Source organism: Flavobacterium anhuiense, from assembly GCF_050990855.1.
Classification (GTDB): Bacteria; Bacteroidota; Bacteroidia; order Flavobacteriales; family Flavobacteriaceae; genus Flavobacterium; species Flavobacterium anhuiense_C.
On sequence record NZ_CP158861.1, the window covers coordinates 3,730,115 to 3,754,885 of the forward strand.

General features: G+C 31.9%; 33 protein-coding genes. 23 read left to right on the forward strand and 10 right to left on the reverse strand.

The features are described 5' to 3' along the window. Nucleotides 1-89 precede the first annotated feature (89 nt). The 8 genes from ABTV69_RS16565 (at nt 90) to abc-f (ending at nt 6,543) form a co-directional block, all read left to right on the forward strand. On the forward strand, nt 90-962 hold the full coding sequence (locus tag ABTV69_RS16565; protein ID WP_433830695.1) for a nucleoside phosphorylase: 873 nt from the start codon (nt 90-92) through the stop codon (nt 960-962). A gap of 12 nt (nt 963-974) precedes the next feature. Further along, nucleotides 975-1,415, forward strand: a complete 441-nt coding sequence (locus ABTV69_RS16570; protein WP_433830697.1) for a DinB family protein — start codon at nt 975-977, stop codon at nt 1,413-1,415. 18 nt (nt 1,416-1,433) lie between these two features. Next, entirely contained in the window at nt 1,434-1,814 is a 381-nt protein-coding gene (locus ABTV69_RS16575; protein WP_433830699.1) for a VOC family protein, read from the forward strand. Further along, nucleotides 1,814-2,290: a DUF4265 domain-containing protein gene (locus ABTV69_RS16580; RefSeq protein ID WP_433830701.1), complete on the forward strand. Its 477-nt coding sequence runs from the start codon at nt 1,814-1,816 to the stop codon at nt 2,288-2,290. Before ABTV69_RS16575 ends, ABTV69_RS16580 begins: the two co-directional genes overlap by 1 nt. Nucleotides 2,291-2,357: 67 nt before the next feature. Next, nucleotides 2,358-3,209 carry a substrate-binding domain-containing protein gene (locus tag ABTV69_RS16585; RefSeq protein WP_433830703.1) on the forward strand — a complete coding sequence of 284 codons (852 nt, stop codon included), beginning with the start codon at nt 2,358-2,360 and terminating at the stop codon, nt 3,207-3,209. Nucleotides 3,210-3,228: 19 nt separating this feature from the next. Continuing rightward, on the forward strand, nt 3,229-4,161 hold the full coding sequence (locus ABTV69_RS16590) for a transglutaminase (protein ID WP_433830705.1): 933 nt from the start codon (nt 3,229-3,231) through the stop codon (nt 4,159-4,161). 216 nt (nt 4,162-4,377) lie between these two features. Further along, a complete protein-coding gene (locus ABTV69_RS16595; RefSeq protein ID WP_433830706.1) occupies nt 4,378-4,749 on the forward strand; it encodes a hypothetical protein in 372 nt (123 codons plus the stop codon). A gap of 207 nt (nt 4,750-4,956) precedes the next feature. Beyond that, complete coding sequence (abc-f, locus tag ABTV69_RS16600; protein WP_433830708.1) at nt 4,957-6,543, forward strand: ribosomal protection-like ABC-F family protein; 1,587 nt, start codon at nt 4,957-4,959, stop codon at nt 6,541-6,543. A gap of 24 nt (nt 6,544-6,567) precedes the next feature. Here abc-f and ABTV69_RS16605 read toward each other — a convergent pair whose 3' ends face one another. After that, on the reverse strand, nt 6,568-7,542 hold the full coding sequence (locus ABTV69_RS16605; protein ID WP_433830710.1) for an alpha/beta hydrolase: 975 nt from the start codon (nt 7,540-7,542) through the stop codon (nt 6,568-6,570). A 233-nt stretch (nt 7,543-7,775) separates the two neighbouring features. On the opposite strand from ABTV69_RS16605, the gene ABTV69_RS16610 reads away from it, so the two are divergent. The 5 genes from ABTV69_RS16610 to ABTV69_RS16630 all read left to right on the forward strand — a co-directional run bounded on the left by ABTV69_RS16610 (nt 7,776) and on the right by ABTV69_RS16630 (nt 10,704). Further along, nucleotides 7,776-8,828: a linear amide C-N hydrolase gene (locus ABTV69_RS16610; protein ID WP_433830712.1), complete on the forward strand. Its 1,053-nt coding sequence runs from the start codon at nt 7,776-7,778 to the stop codon at nt 8,826-8,828. Between the two features lie 129 nt (nt 8,829-8,957). Continuing rightward, nucleotides 8,958-9,275 carry an ArsR/SmtB family transcription factor gene (locus tag ABTV69_RS16615; protein WP_433830714.1) on the forward strand — a complete coding sequence of 106 codons (318 nt, stop codon included), beginning with the start codon at nt 8,958-8,960 and terminating at the stop codon, nt 9,273-9,275. Between the two features lie 3 nt (nt 9,276-9,278). Further along, entirely contained in the window at nt 9,279-9,746 is a 468-nt protein-coding gene (locus ABTV69_RS16620) for an SRPBCC domain-containing protein (protein WP_433830716.1), read from the forward strand. A gap of 7 nt (nt 9,747-9,753) precedes the next feature. Further along, the gene (locus tag ABTV69_RS16625; RefSeq protein ID WP_433830718.1) at nt 9,754-10,131 is read left to right on the forward strand and encodes a DoxX family protein; all 378 of its coding nucleotides are present in this window, start codon (nt 9,754-9,756) and stop codon (nt 10,129-10,131) included. Between the two features lie 15 nt (nt 10,132-10,146). Beyond that, a complete protein-coding gene (locus ABTV69_RS16630) occupies nt 10,147-10,704 on the forward strand; it encodes a DUF4256 domain-containing protein (RefSeq protein ID WP_433830720.1) in 558 nt (185 codons plus the stop codon). A gap of 35 nt (nt 10,705-10,739) precedes the next feature. Here ABTV69_RS16630 and ABTV69_RS16635 read toward each other — a convergent pair whose 3' ends face one another. Beyond that, a complete protein-coding gene (locus ABTV69_RS16635; RefSeq protein WP_433830722.1) occupies nt 10,740-11,090 on the reverse strand; it encodes a DUF2200 domain-containing protein in 351 nt (116 codons plus the stop codon). A 113-nt stretch (nt 11,091-11,203) separates the two neighbouring features. Here ABTV69_RS16635 and ABTV69_RS16640 point away from each other — a divergent pair, with 113 nt between their 5' ends. Both ABTV69_RS16640 and ABTV69_RS16645 read left to right on the forward strand, forming a co-directional pair. Beyond that, a complete protein-coding gene (locus tag ABTV69_RS16640) occupies nt 11,204-11,602 on the forward strand; it encodes a VOC family protein (RefSeq protein WP_433830724.1) in 399 nt (132 codons plus the stop codon). Nucleotides 11,603-11,625: 23 nt separating this feature from the next. Then, a complete protein-coding gene (locus ABTV69_RS16645) occupies nt 11,626-12,837 on the forward strand; it encodes a hypothetical protein (RefSeq protein WP_433830726.1) in 1,212 nt (403 codons plus the stop codon). Nucleotides 12,838-12,890: 53 nt separating this feature from the next. Here the strand turns inward: ABTV69_RS16645 and ABTV69_RS16650 are convergent, their stop codons facing one another. Further along, a complete protein-coding gene (locus ABTV69_RS16650) occupies nt 12,891-13,628 on the reverse strand; it encodes an SDR family NAD(P)-dependent oxidoreductase (RefSeq protein WP_433830728.1) in 738 nt (245 codons plus the stop codon). Between the two features lie 80 nt (nt 13,629-13,708). After that, nucleotides 13,709-14,281 (reverse strand): Crp/Fnr family transcriptional regulator, encoded by a 573-nt coding sequence (locus ABTV69_RS16655; protein WP_433830730.1) that lies wholly within the window; start codon nt 14,279-14,281, stop codon nt 13,709-13,711. 103 nt (nt 14,282-14,384) lie between these two features. Here ABTV69_RS16655 and ABTV69_RS16660 point away from each other — a divergent pair, with 103 nt between their 5' ends. Then, nucleotides 14,385-14,837, forward strand: coding sequence for a DUF4262 domain-containing protein (locus ABTV69_RS16660; protein WP_433830732.1), 453 nt, complete (start codon nt 14,385-14,387; stop codon nt 14,835-14,837). Nucleotides 14,838-14,855: 18 nt separating this feature from the next. On the opposite strand, the gene ABTV69_RS16665 is transcribed toward ABTV69_RS16660, so the two are convergent. The 3 genes from ABTV69_RS16665 to ABTV69_RS16675 form a co-directional block, all read right to left on the reverse strand. Further along, nucleotides 14,856-15,251, reverse strand: a complete 396-nt coding sequence (locus ABTV69_RS16665) for a VOC family protein (protein WP_433830734.1) — start codon at nt 15,249-15,251, stop codon at nt 14,856-14,858. 79 nt (nt 15,252-15,330) lie between these two features. Beyond that, on the reverse strand, nt 15,331-15,828 hold the full coding sequence (locus tag ABTV69_RS16670; protein WP_433830736.1) for a hypothetical protein: 498 nt from the start codon (nt 15,826-15,828) through the stop codon (nt 15,331-15,333). 82 nt (nt 15,829-15,910) lie between these two features. Next, complete coding sequence (locus ABTV69_RS16675) at nt 15,911-16,753, reverse strand: chromate resistance protein ChrB domain-containing protein (RefSeq protein ID WP_433830738.1); 843 nt, start codon at nt 16,751-16,753, stop codon at nt 15,911-15,913. Between the two features lie 167 nt (nt 16,754-16,920). Here ABTV69_RS16675 and ABTV69_RS16680 point away from each other — a divergent pair, with 167 nt between their 5' ends. Further along, entirely contained in the window at nt 16,921-17,421 is a 501-nt protein-coding gene (locus ABTV69_RS16680; RefSeq protein WP_433830740.1) for an endonuclease V, read from the forward strand. A 34-nt stretch (nt 17,422-17,455) separates the two neighbouring features. Here ABTV69_RS16680 and ABTV69_RS16685 read toward each other — a convergent pair whose 3' ends face one another. Next, nucleotides 17,456-18,037, reverse strand: coding sequence for a bifunctional (p)ppGpp synthetase/guanosine-3',5'-bis(diphosphate) 3'-pyrophosphohydrolase (locus ABTV69_RS16685; RefSeq protein ID WP_433830742.1), 582 nt, complete (start codon nt 18,035-18,037; stop codon nt 17,456-17,458). Nucleotides 18,038-18,166: 129 nt separating this feature from the next. Here ABTV69_RS16685 and ABTV69_RS16690 point away from each other — a divergent pair, with 129 nt between their 5' ends. From ABTV69_RS16690 to ABTV69_RS16715, 6 genes are read left to right on the forward strand one after another with little or no spacing between them, the layout of a single operon-like run. Then, complete coding sequence (locus tag ABTV69_RS16690; protein WP_433830744.1) at nt 18,167-18,973, forward strand: hypothetical protein; 807 nt, start codon at nt 18,167-18,169, stop codon at nt 18,971-18,973. Continuing rightward, nucleotides 18,964-19,542: a hypothetical protein gene (locus tag ABTV69_RS16695; RefSeq protein ID WP_433830746.1), complete on the forward strand. Its 579-nt coding sequence runs from the start codon at nt 18,964-18,966 to the stop codon at nt 19,540-19,542. The genes ABTV69_RS16690 and ABTV69_RS16695 overlap by 10 nt, the downstream gene beginning before the upstream one ends. Nucleotides 19,543-19,561: 19 nt before the next feature. Next, nucleotides 19,562-20,356 carry a hypothetical protein gene (locus tag ABTV69_RS16700; RefSeq protein WP_433830748.1) on the forward strand — a complete coding sequence of 265 codons (795 nt, stop codon included), beginning with the start codon at nt 19,562-19,564 and terminating at the stop codon, nt 20,354-20,356. Between the two features lie 21 nt (nt 20,357-20,377). Further along, nucleotides 20,378-20,707, forward strand: a complete 330-nt coding sequence (locus ABTV69_RS16705) for a hypothetical protein (protein WP_433830750.1) — start codon at nt 20,378-20,380, stop codon at nt 20,705-20,707. Between the two features lie 36 nt (nt 20,708-20,743). Beyond that, the gene (locus ABTV69_RS16710) at nt 20,744-21,889 is read left to right on the forward strand and encodes a hypothetical protein (protein ID WP_433830752.1); all 1,146 of its coding nucleotides are present in this window, start codon (nt 20,744-20,746) and stop codon (nt 21,887-21,889) included. Nucleotides 21,890-21,910: 21 nt separating this feature from the next. Further along, on the forward strand, nt 21,911-22,708 hold the full coding sequence (locus ABTV69_RS16715) for a hypothetical protein (protein WP_433830754.1): 798 nt from the start codon (nt 21,911-21,913) through the stop codon (nt 22,706-22,708). 1 nt (nt 22,709) lies between these two features. On the opposite strand, the gene ABTV69_RS16720 is transcribed toward ABTV69_RS16715, so the two are convergent. Then, nucleotides 22,710-23,645: a hypothetical protein gene (locus ABTV69_RS16720; protein ID WP_433830756.1), complete on the reverse strand. Its 936-nt coding sequence runs from the start codon at nt 23,643-23,645 to the stop codon at nt 22,710-22,712. A 56-nt stretch (nt 23,646-23,701) separates the two neighbouring features. Beyond that, the gene (locus ABTV69_RS16725) at nt 23,702-24,262 is read right to left on the reverse strand and encodes a hypothetical protein (RefSeq protein WP_433830758.1); all 561 of its coding nucleotides are present in this window, start codon (nt 24,260-24,262) and stop codon (nt 23,702-23,704) included. Nucleotides 24,263-24,771 lie beyond the last annotated feature (509 nt).

Below are 24,771 nucleotides of genomic sequence, written 5' to 3' on the forward strand. Positions count from 1 at the left end.
TCTGCAAACAACCTAAAACATGAAACATGAAACCTGAAACAAAAAAACTCAGAATCTTAGCCACTCAAAACCTTAGCAACTTTAAAAAAATGATACAATCTTCAGAATTGATATTAAATCCAGACGGAAGTGTTTACCACTTAAACCTTCGTCCTGAACATATAGCACACGACATTATTTTTGTTGGTGACCAAAACAGAGTAGAAAAAATCACTCAATTTTTCGATTCAATCGAATATTCAACTCAAAAAAGAGAATTTAAAACCCAAACGGGAATTTATAAAGGAAAGAGAATTTCTGTGGTTTCTACAGGAATCGGTCCTGATAATATTGATATTGTCTTAAACGAATTAGACGCTTTAGTCAATATCGATTTACAAACACGCCAGCCAAAGGAAAAATTGACTTCTTTGAATATTATTAGAATTGGAACTTCAGGCTCATTACAAGAAGATATTCCGGTTGATAGTTTCGTGATGTCTAGATTTGGTTTAGGTTTAGACAACATGCTTCGCTCCTATTTAATTGATGATGTTTCGATTACAGAAATTGAAGACGCATTTGTAAAGCATACTAATTGGGATCCTAAAAAAGGAAAACCATATGTAGCACAATGTTCTGAAACACTGGAAAAATTAATTGAATCCGATAAAATTTTCAAAGGTATTACTGCTACGGCTGGTGGATTCTATGGTCCGCAAGGGAGAGTTTTGCGTTTGAATATTCAAGATGAAGAATTGAATAATAAAATGGATAATTTTAGTTTTAATGAAACTAAAATCACTAATTTAGAAATGGAAACAGCAGCAATTTATGGACTTTCAGCTTTATTAGGCCACAATGCTTTATCGCTTAACGCTATTATTGCAAATCGTGCCAGCGGAACTTTTAGTGAAGATCCATATAAAGCAGTGGATGAATTGATTGCTTATACGTTAAATAAATTGGCAGGAACTAATTAACGAAACGATTTGATGGAAAGTGCTATTCTTAAATTTGAAGAATTATTGAACGAAAATGTAAAGTATTTTCCAACAATAGATCAAGATGTTTTAGAAGCAAAAAAGCCTAAAAAATGGTCTAAGAAAGAAATTTTAGGTCATTTGGTAGATTCAGCGGTCCATAATCTAGTTCGCTTTACTGAAATTAATTATGTCGACAAGCCTTATAAAAGAAGAACTTACGATCCGGACGCTTTGGTAGACATCAATAAATATCAGGCAATAGATATTGAGGAACTTACACAATTGTGGTTTGTTATCAATAAACAACTTGTAAGGCTAATGAAAACGGTTGATGAGAAAGCTTTGAATTATGAAATTGATTTCGGAGAGGGATCTCCAGCCGATTTAAGATTTTTAATGACCGATTATGTAGAGCATTTAGAACATCATATTAATCAAATAAAATCATAAAAAAATATGTTTTTAAGAGTGGCGCGGCATACAAATGATTTAGAAAAAATAGAAAATTTTTATGTAGATGTACTCGGATTTGAACGACTGGGCGGTTTTGAACATCACAACAATTATGATGGTGTTTTTATCGGAAAACCAGGTTTAGATTGGCATTTTGAATTTACTCAATCTGAGGTCAAAGCGCAACATATTTTTGATGAAGATGATGTAATGGTTTTATACCCTAAATCTATTGCAGATTACGATAAATTAGTAAATAAATTAACGCAGCATAAAATTGCAGTTATACCTGCTCTGAATCCGTTTTGGAATGAAAACGGAAAAATGATTCAGGATCCAGATGGCTATAGAATTGTACTATCACCTTTAAAAGCTGTAATCAGCGAAATTGAATAATGGAACAAGAAACTCACAAGAAAATATTATTTAAATATTATAGTGATTATCTAGACGAAGTAGTGTCTGAAACGATGTGGGCAGAAATTATTGATCTGGAAAAAGGACTTTTCAAATTAGATAACATTCCTTTTTTTGGGCCTTTAATCGCTACCGATGATATTTTTTACGCAGAATATGATGAAACAGAAGAGCGTTTTATGCATAGGAAAACAATTCAGAATTCTGGAAATTCGATTGTTCAGGTCGCTGTTTTAGAAAAAGATTTTGATAAAGAAATCATTCGAGAAAAATTAAAAGCGCTCAATTGTTTATCTGAAGGATTAAACGAAACTTTTTTTGCGGCAGAAATAGCCAAAGATGTAGATTATTCTTTAGTAAGAAGTCTTTTGAATGAGTATGAATCACAAGATATAATCGAATTTGCAGAGCCCTGTCTTTCAGAAAAACACAGAGCCGATCTATTAAAAAACTAAACTAACCAAATTTAACCATAGGATTACGCATACGCATACCAAGCAACTTAACTTAAACTTAAAATAAATGAAAACTGTCAAAATTGCGGGTGTTCCGGAACACTTCAATTTGCCATGGCATCTATGCATCGAAAACGGCGAATTTGAAGAAGAGAACATCGACTTACAATGGACAAATGTACCTGAAGGAACCGGGAAAATGTGCCAAATGCTTCGTGACGGAGAAACAGATCTTGCTGTTATTCTGACCGAAGGAATTTTAAAAGATATTGCAGCTGGAAATCCGAGTAAGATCGTTCAGATTTACGTACAATCACCGTTAATCTGGGGAATTCACGTTGATGCAAAATCTGATTTTCAAACGTTGAAAGATCTTAAAAACAAAAAAGCAGCTATATCCAGAATTGGTTCGGGATCACAATTGATGGCTTATGTAAATGCAAATGAGCAAGGCTGGGAAATGGATGATCTTGAATTTGAAATCGTAAACACCATAGATGGTGCTGTTGATGCCTTAACTAACCAGAAAGCAGATTACTTTATGTGGGAACGTTTCATGACTAAACCTCTTGTGGATAAAGGCGTTTTTAGAAGAATTGACGACTGCCCTACTCCTTGGCCTTCCTTCATTATTGTAGGTCGTGATGAGTTCTTAAAAAAGAATGCCAAAACAGTCGAAACGATTCTTAAAATAATCAATAAAACAACAGTTGATTTTAAAGAAATTCCAGAAATTGACAAGAAGTTATCCAAACTGTTTAATCAAAAGGCAGAAGATATTAAAGAATGGTTGAAATTGACTCAGTGGTCACAGAAAAATTTGACAGAAAAATCTTTTAATAAAATTCAAAATCAATTATTTGATCTGGGAATTATTGATAAAAAAAGTATTTTTGTAGAAACAGTAAAAGCATTGTAAATACTGCTTTTTGATTCGTATGATGAAATTCCCTAAAATTGACTTACCGTATTTAAAATCCAAGCTGCAGGTGAAATCACCTTGGGACAGGATTATTATTTCGCTATTGAGTCTTTTGATTACCATACCGATTTTCATCATACTGCATCAAAATTTAATCGATTTAGAATGGTCATTCAATCTCGATCGCGTATTCATATTTATTTTTGTTTTTGCGGCAATATTTTTTATTCTGATGTATCTCAGAACAATTATTATTTTGTGCGTTGCCGTTTATTTATTAATTCTATTTTACGGATCGGTAATTGGAAATTATGGTTTTAGCGAAATCTCGGAAGATTACAATTCTATGGTTTACACCATGTCTGATAATCCCTATCCGCAAGATATTATTGTGGCAAAATTGCTTCCGTTTCCTAATAAAACAAAAATTATAAATGCTATCGAATACCAAAATCCTAAAGTGCGAAATTTTGCTATTATGGCAACTACAAAACATTTTAAAGGTATTAGAGGCTACTCAGATTATCGAACTATAATTCAGTGTTTTGCTGTTTTCAAAGAAATAAATGGCAGATGGAATTATGTAAACGATCCAAAAGAAGGTGATTACATCGCAACCGCTAGCGAATCTTTAGAATATTTCTCAGGCGATTGCGATGATCATTCTATTTTGATGGCCGCAGCTGTGCGCGCAATTGGGGGAACTCCGCGTCTTATTCATACCAAAGGTCATATTTACCCTGAAATTTTGATTGGATCGATGATCGATTTGGAAAAAGTCAATTATCTCATCAAAAATGTTCTTTTTGTAAAAGAAAGCTACGGCAAAAAACTGCATTACCATATCGACGAACGCGGACAAGTTTGGATGAATCTAGATTATACGGCAACTTATCCAGGTGGTCCCTTTATGTATGAGGAAATTTTAGGAGCTCTAACTCTTAATTAGCAGTGATTAAAAAACCTGTTCAAGTCATTTTAGTCACTTTTAGCAATAATTTGTAAAAAGCTGGTTATCAGTAAAAGTCCCAAAAATAAAGACTTCGCGTATTAAAAGCAACTCAATTTAAGAAGTAAAAAAAATCTTTATAAATATTTGGTACCGAATATTTTAATGTTATTTTTTTTTGTAACTTTTTCCTGTTTAACTTTTAATCACAAAATCATGAAAAACTCTAAATTATTTACCCTCGTAATTGCCATTGCTGTCGTCGTATTAATTGTTTCATGCCATCAAAAAAGAGACAAGCTTGTGAATTCATGGAAAGTTACTGCCGTAGAACCTAAAGAAACTGTTTCTGATTCTACAAAAAATGCGATCTTAACCAATGGTATGCTTACATTTACTGAAGATGGGCATGTAACAGGATACTTGCTTCGTGAGATCACGGACGGTACTTACGCTTTAACGCAAAAAGGTAAAAAACTGGTTATTAAAGACGAAGTTGGAACACCATACGAATGCGAAAGCACGATCACAGAAGATCAATTGATTCTAGATACCAAAGAAGCCAAACTAACGTTTACTAAAATTTAAAATATAGAATTACGACGTAATTCAAACTTAAAAAACCATTCTCACAATCGTTAGAATGGTTTTTTGATTTATAAGAGTAAAATAAATATCTTTGTACTTCTTAAAATAAGTACTGCTTTATGTGAAAAATAATTTCTTTCAGAAAAATTTAGTAAGCTACTACAGTTTTGTAGCGGCTATAATATTTATCTATAAAAGAAAGGAATTATGCTTATTCTTCAAAATATCTCTTACCAGCATGAGAATAAAGACATGCTGTTTCAAAACATTAGCTTTACGCTAAACCATCACGACAAAACAGCTTTGGTCGGAAATAATGGTGTTGGAAAATCTACACTTTTAAAAATTATTGCTGGCGAATTGCAACCATTTTCTGGACAGCTTATTCAGAATTCAAAACCCTATTTTGTGCCGCAATTATTTGGCCAGTTTAATCATTTAACTATTGCTGATGCTTTGCAGATAAAGGAAAAGTTAACTTCACTTAAAGAAATACTTGAAGGTTTTGTAACCGAAGAAAATCTTCAATTGTTGGATGATGATTGGACCATTGAAGAACGTTGCAATGAAGCGTTGTCGCATTGGCAACTGCATGATTTGGATTTGAACCAGAAAATGGAAACTTTAAGTGGCGGACAAAAAACAAAAGTATTTCTGGCTGGAATTATGATTCATGAGCCCGATTTGGTTTTGTTGGACGAACCTAGCAATCATTTAGATTTTGCTGGAAGAAACTTGTTGTACGATTTTATAAAATCTACTTCCAGTACACTTTTAATTGTGAGCCATGACAGAACATTGCTTAATCTTTTGAATAAGACTTTAGAAATGACCCAAAATGAAATTTCGGTCTATGGCGGCGGTTATGATTTTTACAGTGAACAGAAAAAAATAGAAAACAATGCGTTAGAACAAGACGTTCAGAGCAAAGAAAAGGCGTTGAAAAAAGCCAAAGAAAAAGAACGTGAAAGTATTGAACGTCAGAATAAATTAGATTCAAGAGGCAAAAAGAAGCAAGAAAAATCGGGTGTTGCCAGAATTATGATGAACACGCTTAGGAATAAAGCCGAAAACAGCAGTTCGAAAATGAAAGATGTCCATGCTGAAAAAATCAGCGGTATTTCTGAAGATTTGAGACAGCTGCGTTCATCGCTTCCTGCAATCGATCAAATGAAATTTGGTTTTAATAACACTTCATTTCTTAAAGGAAAAATGCTTTTTAAAGCTTTAGAAGTCAATTATAATTATGGTGAAAAAGACCTTTGGAAAGAAAATCTCAATTTTGAAATACTATCTGGTGATCGTCTGGTAATTAAAGGATTGAATGGTTCTGGAAAAACGACTTTAATTAAAATTATTCTTGGCGAATTAAATCCAACAAAAGGACAAGTTGCTTCTTTGGCGAAAAAAGCAATTTATATTGATCAGGATTATTCTTTGTTAAACCAAAATCTGAAAATTTACGAACAGGCTCAAGTTTTCAACGATTACGGTTTAGAAGAACACGATGTAAAAATGAGATTAAATCGGTTTTTATTTACTAGAAATGATTGGGATAAACCTTGCAATGCTTTAAGCGGAGGCGAAAGAATGCGTTTAATGCTCTGCTGTTTAACCATTAGCAATGAATCGCCTGAAATAATAATTCTAGACGAACCCACAAACAACCTGGATATTCAAAATATCGAAATTCTGACCGTTGCGATCAACGAATATCAGGGCACATTAATTGTGATCTCGCACGATCAAGCGTTTTTAGAACAAATTAATATTGAAAAAAGCATTTCGCTTTAAAACACAAATAATTGGCGCTCAGAATTATCTCGGCGCTAATTTTTCAATTTCGTTAGAGATTAAATCTGGTTCTTCAAGCGTAATATAATGACCGCTTTTTTCTGCAAAAACTTGTGTGCTGTTGAATGATAATTGCAGTAAATCGGTTTGCAGTGTATTGTGAACATTCAAATATTCTTTTTCCAAGTTTTTATCCTTTGCTCCTTCTACTCCATCAGGATATTTTGCTGTAATTATAGTTAATGGAATCGAGCCAAAATCATGCATTTCAGCAGCTTCTTTCATGAGTTTTTCATCATTTTCAAGCTCTGTCATCATTCCGTCAAAAATGCGATAGAAATAGTTTTTTACATTCTGGTTGAACCAATGCGTTTTAGGAACAGCCGCTGTAAAAGCAGTATTACTGTAAAGTATTCTGATAACACCTATTTCGTTCAAAAAACTTAAAAACATTCTTGGCGGTGGCTGAACAGAATTTTTCAATGCTTCTGACGATTTTTCGAGCTGTTTTGGATGTGATACATCAACAAAAACAATTCCTGCCATATCTTTTTCATTCTTCTTAATAAACAATCTTGGAGTGATTCCGCCAAAGGAATGTCCGACTAAAATGTACGGTTTTGGGCAATTGGTTTGTTTTAGTAATGCTTCTAAATCAGTAGCGTATCTTTTTAATGAAGTTTCTTTAGAAGGATCACTCCATAAAATTCCAGCTTTATCATAAGCAATTGTAGTATATTTTCCAGAAAGTTTCTTTTGAATTTCCTGCCAATGCAGATAATCTCCGCCTAAACCAGATTCAAAAATGATGGTGCAAGAGCCATTTCCTAGTTTTTTATAATGGATATTTCTTCCGTCGATATTTGTAAACTCGCTATTATCAGGACGTTTACTGTCAAAGTAAAAACGGGCAATTTGTTCAAATAAAAATCCAATAAAAATTAAAACTAGAAAAGTGACGAATATGGCTTTTAAGATTTTGAGTATATTTTTCAGCATTTGATTTTATTTAGAATATATTCTGATGCTTTCAAAAGTACTTTTAATTCATTCAAATTCAAAGCTATTTATAATTATTCTAAATAATATTTTTAACTTTATGGTAATCAATTTTATAGCCAATTTTTTACAGAAAAGCTGTAAATTGCAGAGAAGCTTCCTAGAAAGCTATTTCTCTTCAAAATATACTGTTGAAAATCAGAGCTTAACGTTTAATTAAATCGCTAAAATTTATGAAACCAAAAAACAGAATTTTCCCCGCCCTACTTGCTTTTACTTTATTGCTAACCGAAACTGTTTTGCCATGTACCCGAATAGTTTACGAAGGTTTGAACGGAACGATCATTACTGCGCGTTCTATGGATTGGAAAGGAGAAATTCCAGCCAATTTATGGATTTTTCCACGCGGCATTGAAAGAGCCGGCGAAGTTGGAACGAGTTCTATTAAGTGGAAATCTAAATACGGAAGCGTCATTACAAGTTCTTGGGATATTGCTTCGTCTGACGGAATGAACGAAAAAGGACTTGTTGGTAATCTTTTGTGGCTTGTAGAATCGCAATATCCAGCTTTTGAAAAAAATGGAAAAGTAAAAGGTTTGGCGGTTTCTTTATGGCTTCAGTATGTTTTGGATAATTTTTCGACAGTTAATGAAGCTGTTTCGGCATTAGAAAAGAACGATTTTGTCATTACTTCTTCACATATTCCGGGAACCAATATTTTTGCGACGGTACATTTATCTATTTCTGATGCAACTGGAGACAATGCCATTTTCGAATATATAAATGGTAAACTGGTTATTCATCACGACAGAAAATATGTAGCAATGACCAATTCTCCAATCTTTGACCAACAATTGGCGATTAATGCGTATTGGAAAGGAATTCCTGGTACAATTATGCTTCCTGGAACCAATCGTGCGGCAGATCGTTTTGTGAGAGCTTCGTATTATATTGATGCTATTCCGAAGACAGATAATACGAGATCCGCTTTAGCAAGTGTTTTTGGCGTAATTCGAAATTGTTCTGTTCCGCTTGGAATTTCTTCAGAAACGGAACCTAACATCTCCTCTACTCGCTGGAGAACAGTGGCTGACCAAAAAAACTTAGTTTATTATTTCGATAATGTTTTGAATCCGAATGTGATTTGGGTTGAATTCAGTAAAATTGATTTTAGCGAAAAAGGGAAGATTAAAAAATTGAGTTTGGCTAATAATGAAAATTATTCAGGTGAATCATTGATAAATTTCAAAGAGGCGAAGCCATTTCAGTTTGCTGGGCTAGATTAATAAGTAACATTCAAGTCTGTCTAAAGCCTTCAAATTGAAAAGTTTGAAGGTTTTCTTTTTGAAAAAAAATCAAAAAAAATATTGTGCAGTCAAATGACTTCATTATATTTGCAGTCAAATAACTGCGTAATGGAAATTAGAAGAGACGTTTTTCAAGCCATAGCCGATCCAACTCGAAGAGCTATTTTAAGTTTAGTTGCCATTCAGTCTATGACTCCTGGGGCAATTGCTGAGAATTTTAATTCGTCAAGACAGACGATTTCAAAGCATATTCAAATTCTGAATGAATGCGAACTATTACATCAAACACAAAACGGAAGAGAAATTTATTATCATTTAAACCCCGAAAAAATGAAAGAAATTGACAAATTCATCGAGCCTTTTAGAAAAATGTGGGATGATCGTTTTAATAAGTTAGAATCAATTATGAAAAACTATAAAAAATAAACCATGGAAAAGAAAACCAAAATTCACGCTGAAGATGACCGACATGATCTTGTGATTACGAGAGAATTTGATCTCCCTGTAGAATTATTGTTTAAAGCCTACGAAGATCCTGAAATTGTAGCGCAATGGATGGGAACGAAAGTCTTGAAACTTGAAAACAAGAAATACGGCGGATGGGAGTTTGAAACCAGCGATGCTAACGGAAATGTTGTTTTTAGAGCTAATGGTGTTATTCATGATTTTGTTCCAAGCCAAAAAATCGTGCGCACTTTTGAAATGGATAATATCAATTTTGCTCCACAATTGGAGTTTTTAGAATTTGAAAAAATTACAGATGATACCAGTAAATTAACCATGCAGATTATTTACAAATCAATTGAGCATAGAACAACGCAAATGAAATTGCCTTTTGCTCAAGGTTTAAATATGGCGCATAACAGATTGGAAGAAATTGTAACTAAACTAAAATAAAAAAATCATGACAAAACGTAATAGAATTATTTATTGGATTGCCACACTTTGGTTGGCCTTAGGAATGACATCTACAGGTATTGTACAGCTTATTCCAATGAAAGAAGAAGCAGAAATGATGCAGCGTTTAGGCTATCCGCTTTATGTTTTGGCTCTTTTAGGCGTTTGGAAACTTTTGGGTGTTATTGCCATTTTGATCCCTAAATTTGGTTTATTGAAAGAATGGGCTTATGCTGGTTTCTTTTTTGCCATGTCAGGCGCTGTAGTTTCGCATTTGGCTGTAAAAGAAGATGCTTCAACACTTTTCGGCCCGATATTATTAATTGTTTTAACTGCAGTTTCTTGGTATTTCAGACCAGAAAACAGAAAATGTACTTTTAACTAAAAAAAAACTCAAATCATGAAAAAGCAATTGACAACAAATGAACAAGAAGAACTTTTAATCATTCTTGAAAAACGTTTTGAGAAAAATAAAAATCGTCATGGAAATCTAGATTGGTCAACAATTGAAACTAAATTAAAAGCCAATCCGTCAAAATTATGGTCGCTTGACGAAATGGAAAGAACAGAGGGAGAACCAGATGTTATTGGTTATGATGCTAAAACTGATGAATATCTTTTTGTAGATTGCTCGGCTGAGAGTCCGAAAGGCCGCAGAAGTATTTGCTACGATCACGAAGCGCTCGAAAAAAGAAAAGAACACAAACCAGCAGACAGTGCGATAAATATGGCGCAAGAAATGGGAATTGAAATCTTAAACGAAGAGCAATATAAAGAATTGCAAAAACTGGGAAAATTTGACGCCAAAACTTCAAGCTGGATTTTGACTCCGCCAGAAATAAGAAAATTGGGAGGTGCAATATTTTCCGATTTTAGATACAATACCGTTTTCGTCTATCATAATGGTGCCGATTCGTATTACGCTGCGAGAGGTTTTCGCGGTTTATTGCGAGTTTAAAATAACAAAGACCTTCAATCGATTGAAGGTCTTTGTTATTCCCTTAAAATCTTTTCCATTTTTTTGCCTTTGGCGATTTCGTCCACCAATTTGTCTAGATATCTTAGTTTCTGAATTAAAGGATCTTCTATCTCCTCTACTCGATAGCCGCAGATAACTCCAGTAATTTTAGAAGCATTCGGATTGATTTCTGGAGCTTCGGCAAAGAAAGTCTGGAAATCTACTTTCTTTTCAATTTGTTCTTTAATTTGGTCGTTATTATATCCTGTTAACCACTTAATTACAGTGTCCAATTCTTCTTTGGTACGTCCTTTTTTTTCTACTTTTTGAATGTATAAAGGATACACGCTAGAAAATAATATTTTATAAATTCTTTCCGTTTTCATTGCATTCTGATTTTGCTAAAAGCTTTTATGTAAATATAAATCAAAACGGGAAAGAATAAAAATTCGAGCATTATTTAATACCTTCGAGTTTTAAAAGAAAAAAATCTTTCGCTATGGAAAATCAAGACAATAAAACACCAAAAGTAATTGGCATTGGCGGTATCTTTTTCTTTTCGGATAATCCAAAAGAAACAAAAGATTGGTACGCTAAGAATTTAGGATTTGATATAAATGATTGGGGTTCTTCGAGCTTTGATTCCAGAGATTTAAATAATCCAGATCAGGTAAATACGCTGCAATGGAGCGCTTTCCCAAAAGGAGATGATTACTTCTCGCCTTCCAAGAAAGATTTTATGATCAATTACCGCGTTCAGAATATTGAAGGTCTGGTGGCACAATTAAAAGAAAATGGCGTCACAATTTTAGACAATATCGAAACTTACGATTATGGCAAGTTTGTTCATATTATGGACGATGAAGGCAATAAAATCGAGCTTTGGGAAGTAGTTTAAAATTTTAAGAATACAAAGAGTAAATGAAAATAGTAAAAAGCAGTTTTTTTAGTCCAAGAAAATGCAAATATGGAGATTTCGAAATGATTCCTGATGGTAGTTGGGAGTTTTCGTATGCATTTATAGACTATGAGTCTAAATTGTTAATTGCTTCTTTTAGTAATAGAGATAAGAGCACTTGGGAAAATTTTGGCTATAATGGGACATTTATTCCATCAAAACAATATATAATAGATTTAAAAACCCTTCGTATTTTAGAATTTGAAGATTGGAAACACTATTTCGATTACAATAAAATAGAAATTAAAAGTGAGGATAAAAAGTATAAATTAATTTCTCAGAGAATTTTTGACGCTGAAAGAAATAATGATACACTTCATGAAGAGCTCTATGATAACGAAACAGGCGAATTAATGAGTCGGAGAGAGTCGGTTGCGTTTTCAGAGAATAAATCCGAAAATTTACTAGAAGCACATTATCGCCATGACAAAGAGATTGAAGAAAAGAAACGAATTTTTGATGCGAAACCAAACTTGTCTGAGTTTTATTTGTTGCAATGCGAAAAGTTGAACGATAATGATGCTATTATTGGTTATTATGATGATAATAAGATCTATAGGCTAACTTTCTTAAATAATAAATTTATACTTTCTAGAGCTGAAAGAATTCCAAATTGTTTTAAAGATCGCAGTGTCTTAAAGTTTTTTGAAGCTGCCACTTATTCTGATATTGACGAATTTTGGAGTGAATTTATAAAAGACGAAAATTGGTATGTGAAATTCAAAGTAGATTATGCATATTCAGAAAAAGCATTGGTTTTGGCAAAGCATGTTACCGAATATCTGAATGAAGTTCGAAAAAGCCAAAAAGCCACATTTAAGGATTATGAAACCATTAATGAATGGCAAGGAAAAGTTTGGAGTGATGATTATAAAAAGACAGAAATAAAACAATGGTGCTCAAATTGCTTCAAAAATGTTTACTATTACGGACGTTATCCTAAATACATTTGTCATGATTGTTCTTCGAAAGAAATATATGATGAAAACGGCAATTATCTAGATTTCTTTAATCTCGGATTTTCTGGCGGATTTAAATCGGTTACAAAAAATGCAGCGGGAGAAATTATTAAAGAAGTAGATACAGAACAGTTTTGCGATTGTATAATTGACGGCAAACTGTTTTTTGCTCAAGAAGCACGATTTGGCGGTATTGTAATTCAGTTAAAAGAATAGCTTTTTAGAGATAAAAACCTTTCAAAATCAATGATTTTGAAAGGTTTTCTTTTTTACCACGGACTTTCTTCGCTTTCGTCTTCAATATCATTACTGAAGAATTTTCCTGTTGGTCCATTTTCATCTACTAAAGTATGTTTTATAATGAAACTCGCCGCGCTTTCAACACTTCCCGGCCCTTTGTGCTGGTTAAAATCAGTTGCTGTGTAGCCAGGATCGATTGAATTTACTTTGAATTTCAGCTCTTTTAACTCGTGAGCCAAAGTAACTGTAAAAGCGTTTAAAGCAGTTTTGGAAGAAACATAAGAAATCGCTTTTATAGAGTAATATTTCCAATTTGGATCGCTGTGCATCGTCAGCGAACCAAGTCCAGAGGTAATATTACTAATTCTTGGATTATTTGATTTTTTCAATAAATCAAGAAAAATCTGTGTAACGGTGATGACTCCGAAGAAATTCGTATCGAAAACCTTTTGGATATTTTTTATAGAAGTTGTTGATGCATCTTGCGGAACATCGCCTAAAATTCCAGCATTATTAATTAGAATATCCAATTGGCCTTTTTCTTTTTCAATGATATTTTTTGCCACTAAAACACTTTCGACATTGGTAACATCAATTTGAATTGCTTGGATGTTCTGGAAACCTTTTTCGTTTAATACTCTTACTGCTTCTTCTCCTTTCCTAAGATCACGTGTTCCTAGATAAACAAATAATCCTTTCTCCGAAAGTTGTTTAGCGGTTTCTAAACCAATGCTTCTATTGGCGCCTGTAATTAATACTATTTTCATTTTTTATGTTTTTTAAAATTATCTGAGGCAAAGTTGCATGGATAAAAAACAAAAACATTTGTCATATGGCAAAAAGCGTTTTAACGAATATTTTTTCTGATTCTGCTCAAGGAAGATTGCGTAATTCCTAAATACGATGCCAAATACGAAAGGGGCACTCTATTAATTACATTTGGAAACATTTTCATAAAAGACAAATAACGAGTTGTAGCGTCCTCCGCAACCAACGGACTTCTTCTGGCTACTTTCTGAATTAGCGCTTTCGAAATGATTTTATGTACAATAGTGTCCCAGCCTACAATGGTATCTAACAATTCTTGCCAATCGGCTTTAGAAAATACAATTATTTTACAATTGGTAACGGCTTGTACATAACAAGAGGAACAAATTCCATTATCAAAACTTTCTAAATCTACGACTAGATTATTTTCGTCAATGAAATACTTTGTAATTTCTTCGCCTTTGTTATCATAATAGCAAACCCGCATTATTCCGTCAACAATAAAACCGACTTCGGCAGCCACTTTTCCAGCTTCTGCAAAATAATGCTCTTTACGGATTTCCCTTTCTTGGGCTTTTGATACAATTAAATCAATTTGCTGCTGCTGATTTAAATTACCAAACTGCAATATGTAATGTACTAATTCTTTCATGCACGAAAGTTAGCTATAAGTTTTTATTGAATATTTGTCATATGGCAAAAAAATACTGTTGATATATTTATATTAGCATAATTTATTTTAAACAATGGTATAAATGATGGAGGATCAAAAAGCAATCTATTTTAAACGTGTCTATGATAATATATCAAATATAGGATACCATACAACGGCTATTTTAGAAGCTGAAAATGTGACTCCTTTCGCCTATTCAACAGGACTTTTTGAGAATTTTGGGATACCTGAACTATTTATTTCTGGTTTAGGACCAAATTTATCAGGAAAGATTATTGAAAAGTATGTAGAAAAGTATAAATCAAATGAAATATTATTAAATGAGAAAATAAAGAATTTAGTTGATGAGTTCCCAGTTTATTTAATTGAATTAAGAAATGAAGATCTATCAGAGTATGTTCTTACATCTATTAAGTTTTATGAAAACCGTGAGTACAAGTATTTACAGCTTGTTTTTCCAGATTTAAACGGAAAATTTCCAAATGATTTGGGTTATGACTACGATCAGAAAATAATAGGTGAATTTAACATCTAAAACAGTTAAAGATGCCTACTACATTCCTGGCCAATACAAAAAATTAAACTTATGTCCATCTGGATCTGAAAAGCCAAAAGTATAACCCACTTCAAAATTTTCAGGTTCGGAGAAAATCGTTCCGTTGATTTCTTTTATTTTGTTGTACCACAGATCCACCTCTTCTACACTGCTTGCCGACAAAGAAAATACAATTTCGTTATCAACAGCGGTATTAGAAAGCTTTCCTCTAATGGCATTTTCTAATCTTTTTGGAGCAAAGAAATTAACTATAAAATCGTTTTCTCCGAAAGCGAAACTTACCAATTCTTTCGTTTCTTGTCCGTTTTGCTTGAAACCAAGAGCCGTATAAAACTGAATCGTTTTCTGTATATCGTGCGAAACCAAATTGGCCCATATCATTTTAGTTTTCATAAAATTTGAGTTTAATTGATTGTAACTAAGTTAATCAATTAATTTTGGATATATTTATTTTGGACTGGTTTTGAGTATTTTAAAAAGCGATTCCAAATTGAAAGCCTACCGAAAAACTAGCAGGATGATCGTTACCGAAACGAACCGGCAATGGCACAGCGACATAATAGTTACAACTGCTATTCTTTATTATTGTTTTATTGAAAACAGGCGTAAAACCGTATCTTCCACCACTTTCAAAAGCGGCTCTTCCAGCAAAAGTGTAACCTTTTCCAAGAGCAACCAAAACTCCTGGATGGAATAATAAGTTGGTTACTTTGCTCGTTCCGTTGTCGTCTTTTATGCTGGGAACCATTTCAAAAGAGAATCCGATTTTTTCGTTTTTCCAGATATTGATTCCCGTAGGAAATCCAACTGCATAGTAATCTCTAAAATTTACTGTGGTTTCGTCTTTATTAATGGTAACTATCGGATGCATGATTCCAAAATAACCCGTAATTTTTGGATAGGTAGATTGAGAAAAAGCTGTAAAACCTGCAAGTAATACAGAAAGAGTAAAAGTGCGTTTAAATGACATTATTTCTAGTTTTGATTAGTTAAACAAAGCTAGAGACGTTCGTTTTCAAAAAATAGAATCCAATTTACCTTTTGTATCTGGTTTACTTTTTTGATTTTTTTCGGTATGAAGAAGGATTTTTTCCGGTGTGAAGTTTGAAAATTCTTGTAAAATGGCTTTGATCTGAAAATCCTGTCATATAGGCTATTTCTGTTAATGTATGAGTCGAGTTTTCAATCAAATTAATTGCTTTTTCGATTCGAAGTTTTCGAACATATTCGCCAAAATTTAAATCTTCAAAATGCTTGGAAAATTCTCTAGACAAATACGAAGGGTTCAAATCTAATTCGCTTGAAATTTTCTTTAAATCAAAAGTAAATTGAGCATCTATCTGATCTTGAATAATATTTTTTAAATCTTTTACCCAAGAAGGTGTTTTGTCCGACGTTTTCTTGTCTTTTAAAAACTTATTATAAACTTCATGCAATAATTTCTCAAACGGACTATTCTGCAAATGATTTTGCTGATATAAATGTGTCGCCCAGCTATATAGGGCATCGTACAATATCATTCCCTTTTGCAAAAGTTCATAATCGTCTTGTATGTTATAAGCTAATCCTGCCGAAATAGCCCAAAGTCCAGCAGATTCTTTAGCAATTTCATGTCGGTCAGTGTCTGCTCCGCGCACAATTCCTGCGATGATTTTAATTGCAGGATCCTTAATTTCGTATTTCTTTACAATATAATCAAAAGTGCATTCTTCGTTATAATGTGTAAACTCGACATCTGGAATATCAAACGGAATGGCATTAAGCTCTCTTGCCTTTTTTAAAACATCATCAAAAGGAACATAAATAAATTCAGAATCAGAATCTACAAACTTTCGAATCAGCCACGGACAAGCGATTCTATCTATTTTTGGTCTTTCTCTGGTTATCCATTTCATTTTGAAATATTATTTAATGCTAAACTACATTTATTTGTTAGTTTTTCAAAGGCCTGAATTTTAAAGTTTTATCATTAGTTGGAGAAAGTTTGAAAATTAATCTCTTGAGACAATAAAAAACTTTGTAAGGTTTTTCTAAATTAGCTGAAAAAATAGCCTACTGCCACATGATCTTAGCTTTTGATACTTATTATTATGACCAAAAAGCAAAAACAATCTGCCTTGAATTTGCAGAATGGAATGAAGACAAAAATTTCAAAATTCATTCTGAAACTATAGACAACGTAGAAGAATACATTCCTGGTGAGTTCTACAAAAGAGAATTGCCTTGTATTTTGAGTTTATTAAAACAAATTGATTTGTCTACAATCGACGTTATTGTAGTCGACGGATTTGTTTATCTAGATGATGAAAATAAATACGGTTTAGGCGGTTATTTGTACGAAAAACTAAATAAAGAAATTCCGATTATTGGGGTTGCCAAAACTAATTTTGCTTCTATAGAAAGGAACAAAAAAGCTCTTTTTAGAGGCGATAGCAAGAAACCGTTATACATCACTTCTATCGGAATTGATTTGGATGAAGCATACCAAAAAGTGGCAAGTATGGCGGGAGAATTTAGATTTCCGACTTTACTGAAAGAATTGGATAGGTTGACGAAAGAATAAATAAAAGCTCCTCAATTTTTTAAGGAGCTTTTTGTTATACTAATTGGTTCGAACTAAGAAACCGTTGATATTCATTTATCTTAACTTTCAATCGATTTGCCAAATATTCGTTTCCGTCTTTCAGTTCGTTGTATATAATTTCAGCTTCTGCAATGTAGTTTAGCTTTTTATCATCATTCCAATAAAAAGGTGGTTGGTAGAGATTTGAAATTCTGTCCGCCATTTTAACCGCCCAAACTTCTATAGGCTGTTGCTTAATTCTACGTAAACTGTCCAGCATTTTTTCTGATGAATTTTCAATTTTATCATCTTTTGTTAAAGCAAGAACTCCAGACGCAACTTGATTTCCTAATATCTCAATTACTTTTTCGAAGTTTATTTCGGTATCTTCTATCGTATCATGAAGCATAGCACATTTAATGGCTAGATCGGTATTTATATTTTCAGTATATCTAACGGCATTTAAAACCTCAAAAACTACACTTCCTATATGATTGATATATTCTACTCTTTCGCCTTCATTAAATCCACCATATTTTTGTCCGTCATGAAGTTTTGAAACCAATTGCCAAATATCCTGAATTTCATCTATTGACCAGTCTTTTTGTTGTTGCATAATTTTAATTTTGATTGGATGTAATTTATTGTTTTTTTTCGAATATTTAAAACATTCAATCCATGTTCTGCTTTTTTTTTACTATATGATTGTATATTAGCGTAAATTAAAACTGAATTATAATTGCGAATGAACAATACTCAAAAGTCAATAGAAATAATACCTTTTTCAGAATTTGAAGATACTTTTAATAGTATAGATTCAAACGGAAAATTTGTTTTTTTGCCTCTTGCTACCATTCAATTTAATCAGCATTCAGAATTTGAGGATAAAAGTTTTCATTTTATTTCGATTTGGGATACAGGAGATTATGAAGAAAGCTTTTTTAATGATTTTCGAAAAAACATCAGCTGTATTAAATTCAAACTAGAAAACAACAAATATTCGTATCCAGAAAAATTGAATTTCCCGTTTGTTGATTTATTATCTCAAGCCTATCCTTTAACGCAACAAAATTTTCAGCAGCATTTTGATTATTTTTTAAAACCTAAAAACTATGACGAATTTTCTGCTGAAGACGGTATTTTTAACCAAGGACGAGAATTTGTTTTTAATTCGCTAAACGGCATTGATAAATTTGAATCGAGTCATTATTACGAAAGGATAACGCAATATTTATATGCTAAAGAAAAATACAATCTTTTTGACAAAATAAATCCAGCGTTTACTTATTCTGAAACTTTTATCGGAATAACAACGACTAAAGAAGAAGTTATAGCAGATTTTCATTATGAGGGAAAATCTAAAGATGAGATCATAAACAATTTATTAGGCACTCCAGAATGGTTGCAGTCGCCTGAAGAAATTTCAGAAAAACTTAATTTAACTTTTATAGGAAGTGTTTATGAAGGAGATTTTACAAATGGTACGGCAGAAATTTATCTTTTCTGGGACAAAATAAACAATGAAACCTACCAATTTTTTCAATGGACATAAACAGTGATACGGTTTTTATAATGCACGAAACTCTAGAACTTAAAGAATTAAACACTGAGGATATAAAATTTCTTAGGCAATTATTGAAAAAAGGATATGTGATGCTGTTCTTTTTATTTCTGTGTTTTATAGTTCTGCCCAGTTATTTAATTTTTTTAGCCATCAATATGCCTGAGGACGAAAATGGAGGATTTGCAATTTTAATGATAATAGTAATTTTTGGTCTCTGGATTTATTTTACCATCCAAGCAATGATAACGGTTATAGAAAGAAAGCGAGGTTTGCTTTTGCAAAAAAAGATTGAGGGAAATGTAAAAATTTTGAAAAAAGAGATCTTGAATGATAAAGGTTTTGATTCGGATACACCGTCATATGAAATAACAATTTATTCTCCCGTTGAAGAGAAATATAGAAACGTTTCGATTATGAAAAGCGATTATGAGAAAATCGAAATTGGCGATTTTATAAGCATCGCCTATTTTACAATGAATACTTCTATTAAAGCATTAATTTTTAAAGAGAAAAATTTGAAATACGTGAGTTTTACTACCCAAAGAGACGTGTTATAAATTTTTAAAAAAAAAATCAATGAAAATATCGTTACTCTTAACTTCTTTTATTTTGCTGTTTTCTAGTTCTTTTTATTCCCAAAATAAAAAAGGAGTTTTAGAACGAAAAGAAGGTGGAATTACTGTTGTCGTATATACGAAAACAGACAAAAATGCTTTGAAGGATCAATCTGGAAAAGTGCTGCTCGAAGATTTGAGAGGAATGACAAATTTAGGTCGCGGATACCAGGCAATTGATTCTAAAAATCAACTGATTTATTTTACTCTAGAAGGAGGAAATGTGGTTTCAAAACCAAACGCAAAAGAAATAAAAAATTACAATATGGTTTGCGGAACGGTTCCTAATTATACGGCTTCTATAAAATATACTTTAGATTATTTTAAAATCACTTTATTTACAGACAATTCTTGGATTAATACAAAAAACACGACAGAAATCTTAGGACAAATATCAAAAAATAATGCCGACGATTGTTATTTTATAAATGGAGAAAGAACTTTCTCATATTCGAATTATTCGGAAATGAATGCGTCTTTAAATATTAAAAATGAGAGTCCAAATGCGGTTATTTTTAGAAAAGATAGTCTTTATGGAATTTTTCCAAAAACAAAAGCAATTTACAGCGAAGTAAAAATTACCAATTATATTACAAAAGTTAAAAAAGGTGATTTATTTGGCTATTACGAGATCAACAAGACTCCGAAATATAAAAAACTCGGAGATTTTGAAGGAATCTATGCCAGATTTGAATTGCCAGACGGCAGAAAAGGATATCTGGCAAGTTCTGGTCACGAATATTTTGATGAGCAATAAACAATTAAAACGAAAGCTTTTATGAAAGACTTGAATCCAGACGATTTTCCAAAAACCTTGTATGAGGAAGATATAGAATTATTAGCGCAGTTGGTGGCCAAAAATCCGATTTCTGATTTATGGAAACAGATTGCAGTCAATCTAACATCCGACCAGAAAATTAGAATCAACAAAAGAGCTGAGAGTTACAAGCGTTCAAATTCACAGCAACGAACATCTTCTCCAAAAAAAGCAATGGGAGATGAAGAATGGAACAGGCTGGTCAAAGAGAAAGAATTGGATAAATACCGCGGCAACATGGTTAAATTTGGATTATGGCCAGATGATTATGATGCAGAAACTAATAAATAATACTGAGAAGGAAACAGAAACATTCTTTATAAACTGATGGATAAAACAATTATCGAGAATTTAAAGATTTTATCAGAAAATTTCAAACACACGTTTGATACTTTCTCCAATTCTGTCATTTTTGTCAATGATGTAAACAAAATTAGAGTTCAACTCGAAGACGAAACTAATTTTAGAATTACGTATAATTTGAATTTTGATGAAAAAGTAATTGTAGCATCAGAAGAAACGGTTTATCATTTTTGTTTGAATTTGTTTAAAAGACAAACCGATGATCTTGAAGTAATTCTTGGCATTGGTAAACCAATAGAAATTGACGAATGGTTTCAAATGGAAAAAAAAGAAGCTTTAGATGTTGTTAACGCGATTCAAAAAGAACTCGATTATAATTATAGATTAAAGCATTTATTCCTGGAAACGAGCCGATTTGAAATAACTTATTTTAACGGTTTACTAGTTTTAGAAGACAAACAGAAAGAATATTTTTCTAATGTGTTTAATTTTAGAAATATAACAAATCTTCCCAATGATGAAATTGTAGAGATAAAATGCCGTGTTGAGAATTGTCAGCATCATTATTTGTATGAAAATCAAGAGAATGAAATAAATGCGATTACAGCGCAATGGAAAAATAAACATTCTAAAGAAGAGAATTCAGCAGGTCTTTTAGAAGAAAGTCCCAAGAAAAATCAGGTTTACGAATTGCTTATTCAAACTCCGATGAAAATTGATTTGAATAAGAATTTCTGGGTCGTTTATTTTGATTCCTACTCTACTTTCGAAGGAATTGATTCTGAAAGCGGTATAAATTCGATGCTGTTTTGTCTGTGCCGTAAAGTTTCTGTTCTAGAAATTGATGTTTCTAAACTGAGATTAGAAATTGAGGTTCTGAATGTCTTAGATCTAGGTTATTCAGATAACATTTCAACAACAAAAGAAAATAGTGCTTTTCTAGACGAACAAGTTAATTCTGCGTATTATACAATTGAAAACTTTCAAAGATTCAGTAAAATCTCAATCAATATTCAAAGCGATGTTGGATGGACTTATATTGTTGAAAAACAGCATGGAAAAAGTAAAATTGTAGCTCAAAATGTTTGGGATTTTCATCAAAATATATGGAAGCTGACCAATGAAAATCTAACTGAGGAGCAAGAAAAAAAATATGGAATAACTCCATAATCTTAAAAGAAACTACATTTAATGAACCTATTAAGAATATTTGACCAAACATTTACCGAACGTAAATTTGTATTTTTCATTCTATTTGAATTGTTAAACAATGCTGAATTTGAGGAAACAATGCCTTTAGAATACGCTAAATTAGTGTCTGACTTTAACGATAAGCTGAGATATGGCAGTTTTAGTGAATTAAATTTAAATACGGTTCTAACTCAGGAAAATAAAGCATCATTTATAAAAATATTCGAATCCATTAATTCAAACCGATTTAACTTGGTTTCTAACGATCTTAATGAAGTATTGCGATCAAAACTGTTTTTAAATCACGACCGTAAGAAAATTGGAAGAATAGTTTACGAACAACTTGAAAACAAAATTAATGTAACCACTATTTTTAATGCAATCTTAAACGGTTTGAAATTTGAAACTTTTTATGAAGTTAGCAATGTTAGTCCAGCTGATTTGCTTGGCGAATGGATTTCAGTAAAAGAAACCGGACAATTGCGAATTAATTACAACATGACCGATTGGATGCCACTTGGTTCTAAAATAGAGCTTCATATCGAACCGCTTAAGGATGATTTTTATAAGTTTATTGGGTATGCAACGGTGCATAATTATGTTACGAAAGAAATTCTTCAAATAAGCGTGCATGAAACAAATGTTCAAATAAAAAACGGCTTTTTTTATCATTATCATTTTGAGGCCAATGAGTTGATATACAAAAAGCCGATTTATGAATTTGAAAATGATACGTTTAAAACCGCAATCTATCAATATGATTTTGTCTTTAAAAGGAAAAATAATAACAAAGAGTAGCTTAGTTTGGCTTAATTGAATTGATTACATAGTCGTAATTTTTACCTGTTTGATCAACATAAAAATTATCTCTTCCTGATTTTATTCTAACCAGGTATTTCTTTTTTTTCTTGCTTTTAATAACACGTACATGCTCAATATTTGAATACGCTTGTGGCAAAATGAATTTAAATGTATTTTCATCAAAAACATTTTGCTGGTGATTTTCAAGCTTTATCACACACAATTTTTCGTCTTGATAAGGTGTAATGTAATTTGGGTATAACTTGCCATCTGCAGAAACTATATTATACTCAATGAAAGGCATGAATTTTACCTCTTTTCCATTTCTATCGTAAATATAAAAATCTATGTCATTTGGTTTCTTCGTTAAAAAATAGATTTCTTTTTTATCGTTTTGAAAATAATCCAATTGGTTAAAATTAAAATCTAAGCCAGCTAAAACAGTTCCATCTTGATTAATTAAACCTTTTTTGCTGTTTAAATTTGTAGCAATTGCAATTTTAGAATTAGCATTTTCATTGATTATCTGAAGCTCTTTAAATTTAGTAGAGTATCTATAACTGCCATCCTCTATTTTAAATCCAGCAATGCCTTCGTCAGCAATGGGTTCTGTCGGAAAGCCTCTGAGGTATTCAACTTTTTTAATTTTCTGTGGTAGACTAAATTCGTAGTCTACAGAATTGTATGTAAAGTATAAAATTTTATTGTACTCAAAATCAGCACTATCAAAAACTGCAGGAGTAATTATTTTGAGATCTCTGAGATCATACCAGCCAAATTTCGCTTGAGAATTTTTGTATGGAACCAAGTATTCGATATTATTTGCATTGATATTTTTAAAATACTGTTCCAAGTTAGTTTCTTCTGTACTAATTGCTTGGGCGTTGACTAAGAAAATTGAAAAAAGAAGTAATAAAGTAATGGTTCTTTTCATATTATAGATTTGGTTAAATTGTTTTAGATTTTAGTTCAATGGTTATTCATTATTCTTCAATAAATCCCTATTTCAAAAATTCGCATAATAATTGCTGCACCAATAAAAATTCCAATGATTACATAATTGACTTTCTGAGAAATCATTCCAAAACCGTTTAAAAAAAGCATTAAGGCTAAAAAGAGCGCAGATATTCTTTGTCGAATTTTATACGATTGTCGATTTTGGTAAAATTCATCTTGTGTCAGTAGAGGATCTCCATTTAAACTAAGTCCAATTACGGCAATGTCTTTCTTACCTTCAGACAATTTTTTAAAATCTGACAAATCAATTAATAAATCGACTTTTTGTCCTTGTTTCAAATTTTCTACAGCGTCGCTTTTCCCTTTAGATACGCTTGCATTCAAAATAACAAATCGATTTTTAAATTCTGTAGTCCAAAATTTATAATCGGCAATACCTCTGCCCTTTGCGCTGGCAATGTCACTTTCTAGTTCGACCGTAATTTCTTTTAATTCTGATTTTTTTGAAGTCAGATTATTAGATAAACTAAAATATAAGATTAAAATTCCGACGATGATAAAATACCAATTTATGTTTGATTTTTGTTTTGCCAATTTTTGTGTTTGAAATTTTAGAACTCAGATTCAGGTTTAAAAGTCTTACAAATATAAAACGTTTCGGGCGCTAATATAGAAACAAATTTTGCTATTAAAAAAAATCAAACTTTTATTCATAATTATCGTTAAACGGAAATAATTAGTTTAAATTTTAATCTAAAAATATTGAAATAAGCCATTAAAAAAGGAATTTGACTCTTTCGGAGCAATTGTAGTGAAAAATGGTAATAACTCCAGACAATAAGTATATTTTGGTAATATTTATCGCCTAATACAGAAGTACTTCCCAGTGCTAATTGAATATTGATTCTGTCAGCCAAAATATTTGGAAATACTTCTTTATCTAAATAACTGGGAATTGTATTAATGACAACATCATTTTGAGATACCGTTCTATTTAAACGTTTCTATAAAATCCTTATCTTTTGATTGATGAGTAAATATTATTTCGATTAAAGAATAATGTATTGATATCATTTTAAGCGTAAGAATTTAATAAACTTAAA

Bases quoted from the DNA above. Each gene is read 5' to 3' on its own strand.
- ABTV69_RS16690 (WP_433830744.1), top strand. From the start codon at position 18,167: ATGAACAATACTCAAAAGTCAATAGAAATAATACCTTTTTCAGAATTT.
- ABTV69_RS16720 (WP_433830756.1), bottom strand. From the start codon at position 23,645: ATGAAAAGAACCATTACTTTATTACTTCTTTTTTCAATTTTCTTAGTC.
- ABTV69_RS16590 (WP_433830705.1), top strand. From the start codon at position 3,229: ATGATGAAATTCCCTAAAATTGACTTACCGTATTTAAAATCCAAGCTG.
- ABTV69_RS16700 (WP_433830748.1), top strand. From the start codon at position 19,562: ATGAAAATATCGTTACTCTTAACTTCTTTTATTTTGCTGTTTTCTAGT.
- ABTV69_RS16635 (WP_433830722.1), bottom strand. From the start codon at position 11,090: ATGAAAACGGAAAGAATTTATAAAATATTATTTTCTAGCGTGTATCCT.
- ABTV69_RS16570 (WP_433830697.1), top strand. From the start codon at position 975: ATGGAAAGTGCTATTCTTAAATTTGAAGAATTATTGAACGAAAATGTA.
- ABTV69_RS16615 (WP_433830714.1), top strand. From the start codon at position 8,958: ATGGAAATTAGAAGAGACGTTTTTCAAGCCATAGCCGATCCAACTCGA.
- ABTV69_RS16655 (WP_433830730.1), bottom strand. From the start codon at position 14,281: ATGAAAGAATTAGTACATTACATATTGCAGTTTGGTAATTTAAATCAG.
- ABTV69_RS16630 (WP_433830720.1), top strand. From the start codon at position 10,147: ATGAAAAAGCAATTGACAACAAATGAACAAGAAGAACTTTTAATCATT.
- ABTV69_RS16715 (WP_433830754.1), top strand. From the start codon at position 21,911: ATGAACCTATTAAGAATATTTGACCAAACATTTACCGAACGTAAATTT.
- ABTV69_RS16645 (WP_433830726.1), top strand. From the start codon at position 11,626: ATGAAAATAGTAAAAAGCAGTTTTTTTAGTCCAAGAAAATGCAAATAT.
- ABTV69_RS16670 (WP_433830736.1), bottom strand. From the start codon at position 15,828: ATGTCATTTAAACGCACTTTTACTCTTTCTGTATTACTTGCAGGTTTT.
- ABTV69_RS16665 (WP_433830734.1), bottom strand. From the start codon at position 15,251: ATGAAAACTAAAATGATATGGGCCAATTTGGTTTCGCACGATATACAG.
- ABTV69_RS16710 (WP_433830752.1), top strand. From the start codon at position 20,744: ATGGATAAAACAATTATCGAGAATTTAAAGATTTTATCAGAAAATTTC.
- ABTV69_RS16580 (WP_433830701.1), top strand. From the start codon at position 1,814: ATGGAACAAGAAACTCACAAGAAAATATTATTTAAATATTATAGTGAT.
- ABTV69_RS16585 (WP_433830703.1), top strand. From the start codon at position 2,358: ATGAAAACTGTCAAAATTGCGGGTGTTCCGGAACACTTCAATTTGCCA.
- ABTV69_RS16650 (WP_433830728.1), bottom strand. From the start codon at position 13,628: ATGAAAATAGTATTAATTACAGGCGCCAATAGAAGCATTGGTTTAGAA.
- ABTV69_RS16685 (WP_433830742.1), bottom strand. From the start codon at position 18,037: ATGCAACAACAAAAAGACTGGTCAATAGATGAAATTCAGGATATTTGG.
- ABTV69_RS16660 (WP_433830732.1), top strand. From the start codon at position 14,385: ATGATGGAGGATCAAAAAGCAATCTATTTTAAACGTGTCTATGATAAT.
- ABTV69_RS16565 (WP_433830695.1), top strand. From the start codon at position 90: ATGATACAATCTTCAGAATTGATATTAAATCCAGACGGAAGTGTTTAC.
- ABTV69_RS16610 (WP_433830712.1), top strand. From the start codon at position 7,776: ATGAAACCAAAAAACAGAATTTTCCCCGCCCTACTTGCTTTTACTTTA.
- ABTV69_RS16705 (WP_433830750.1), top strand. From the start codon at position 20,378: ATGAAAGACTTGAATCCAGACGATTTTCCAAAAACCTTGTATGAGGAA.
- ABTV69_RS16595 (WP_433830706.1), top strand. From the start codon at position 4,378: ATGAAAAACTCTAAATTATTTACCCTCGTAATTGCCATTGCTGTCGTC.
- ABTV69_RS16620 (WP_433830716.1), top strand. From the start codon at position 9,279: ATGGAAAAGAAAACCAAAATTCACGCTGAAGATGACCGACATGATCTT.
- ABTV69_RS16695 (WP_433830746.1), top strand. From the start codon at position 18,964: ATGGACATAAACAGTGATACGGTTTTTATAATGCACGAAACTCTAGAA.
- ABTV69_RS16605 (WP_433830710.1), bottom strand. From the start codon at position 7,542: ATGCTGAAAAATATACTCAAAATCTTAAAAGCCATATTCGTCACTTTT.
- abc-f (WP_433830708.1), top strand. From the start codon at position 4,957: ATGCTTATTCTTCAAAATATCTCTTACCAGCATGAGAATAAAGACATG.
- ABTV69_RS16675 (WP_433830738.1), bottom strand. From the start codon at position 16,753: ATGAAATGGATAACCAGAGAAAGACCAAAAATAGATAGAATCGCTTGT.
- ABTV69_RS16625 (WP_433830718.1), top strand. From the start codon at position 9,754: ATGACAAAACGTAATAGAATTATTTATTGGATTGCCACACTTTGGTTG.
- ABTV69_RS16640 (WP_433830724.1), top strand. From the start codon at position 11,204: ATGGAAAATCAAGACAATAAAACACCAAAAGTAATTGGCATTGGCGGT.
- ABTV69_RS16680 (WP_433830740.1), top strand. From the start codon at position 16,921: ATGATCTTAGCTTTTGATACTTATTATTATGACCAAAAAGCAAAAACA.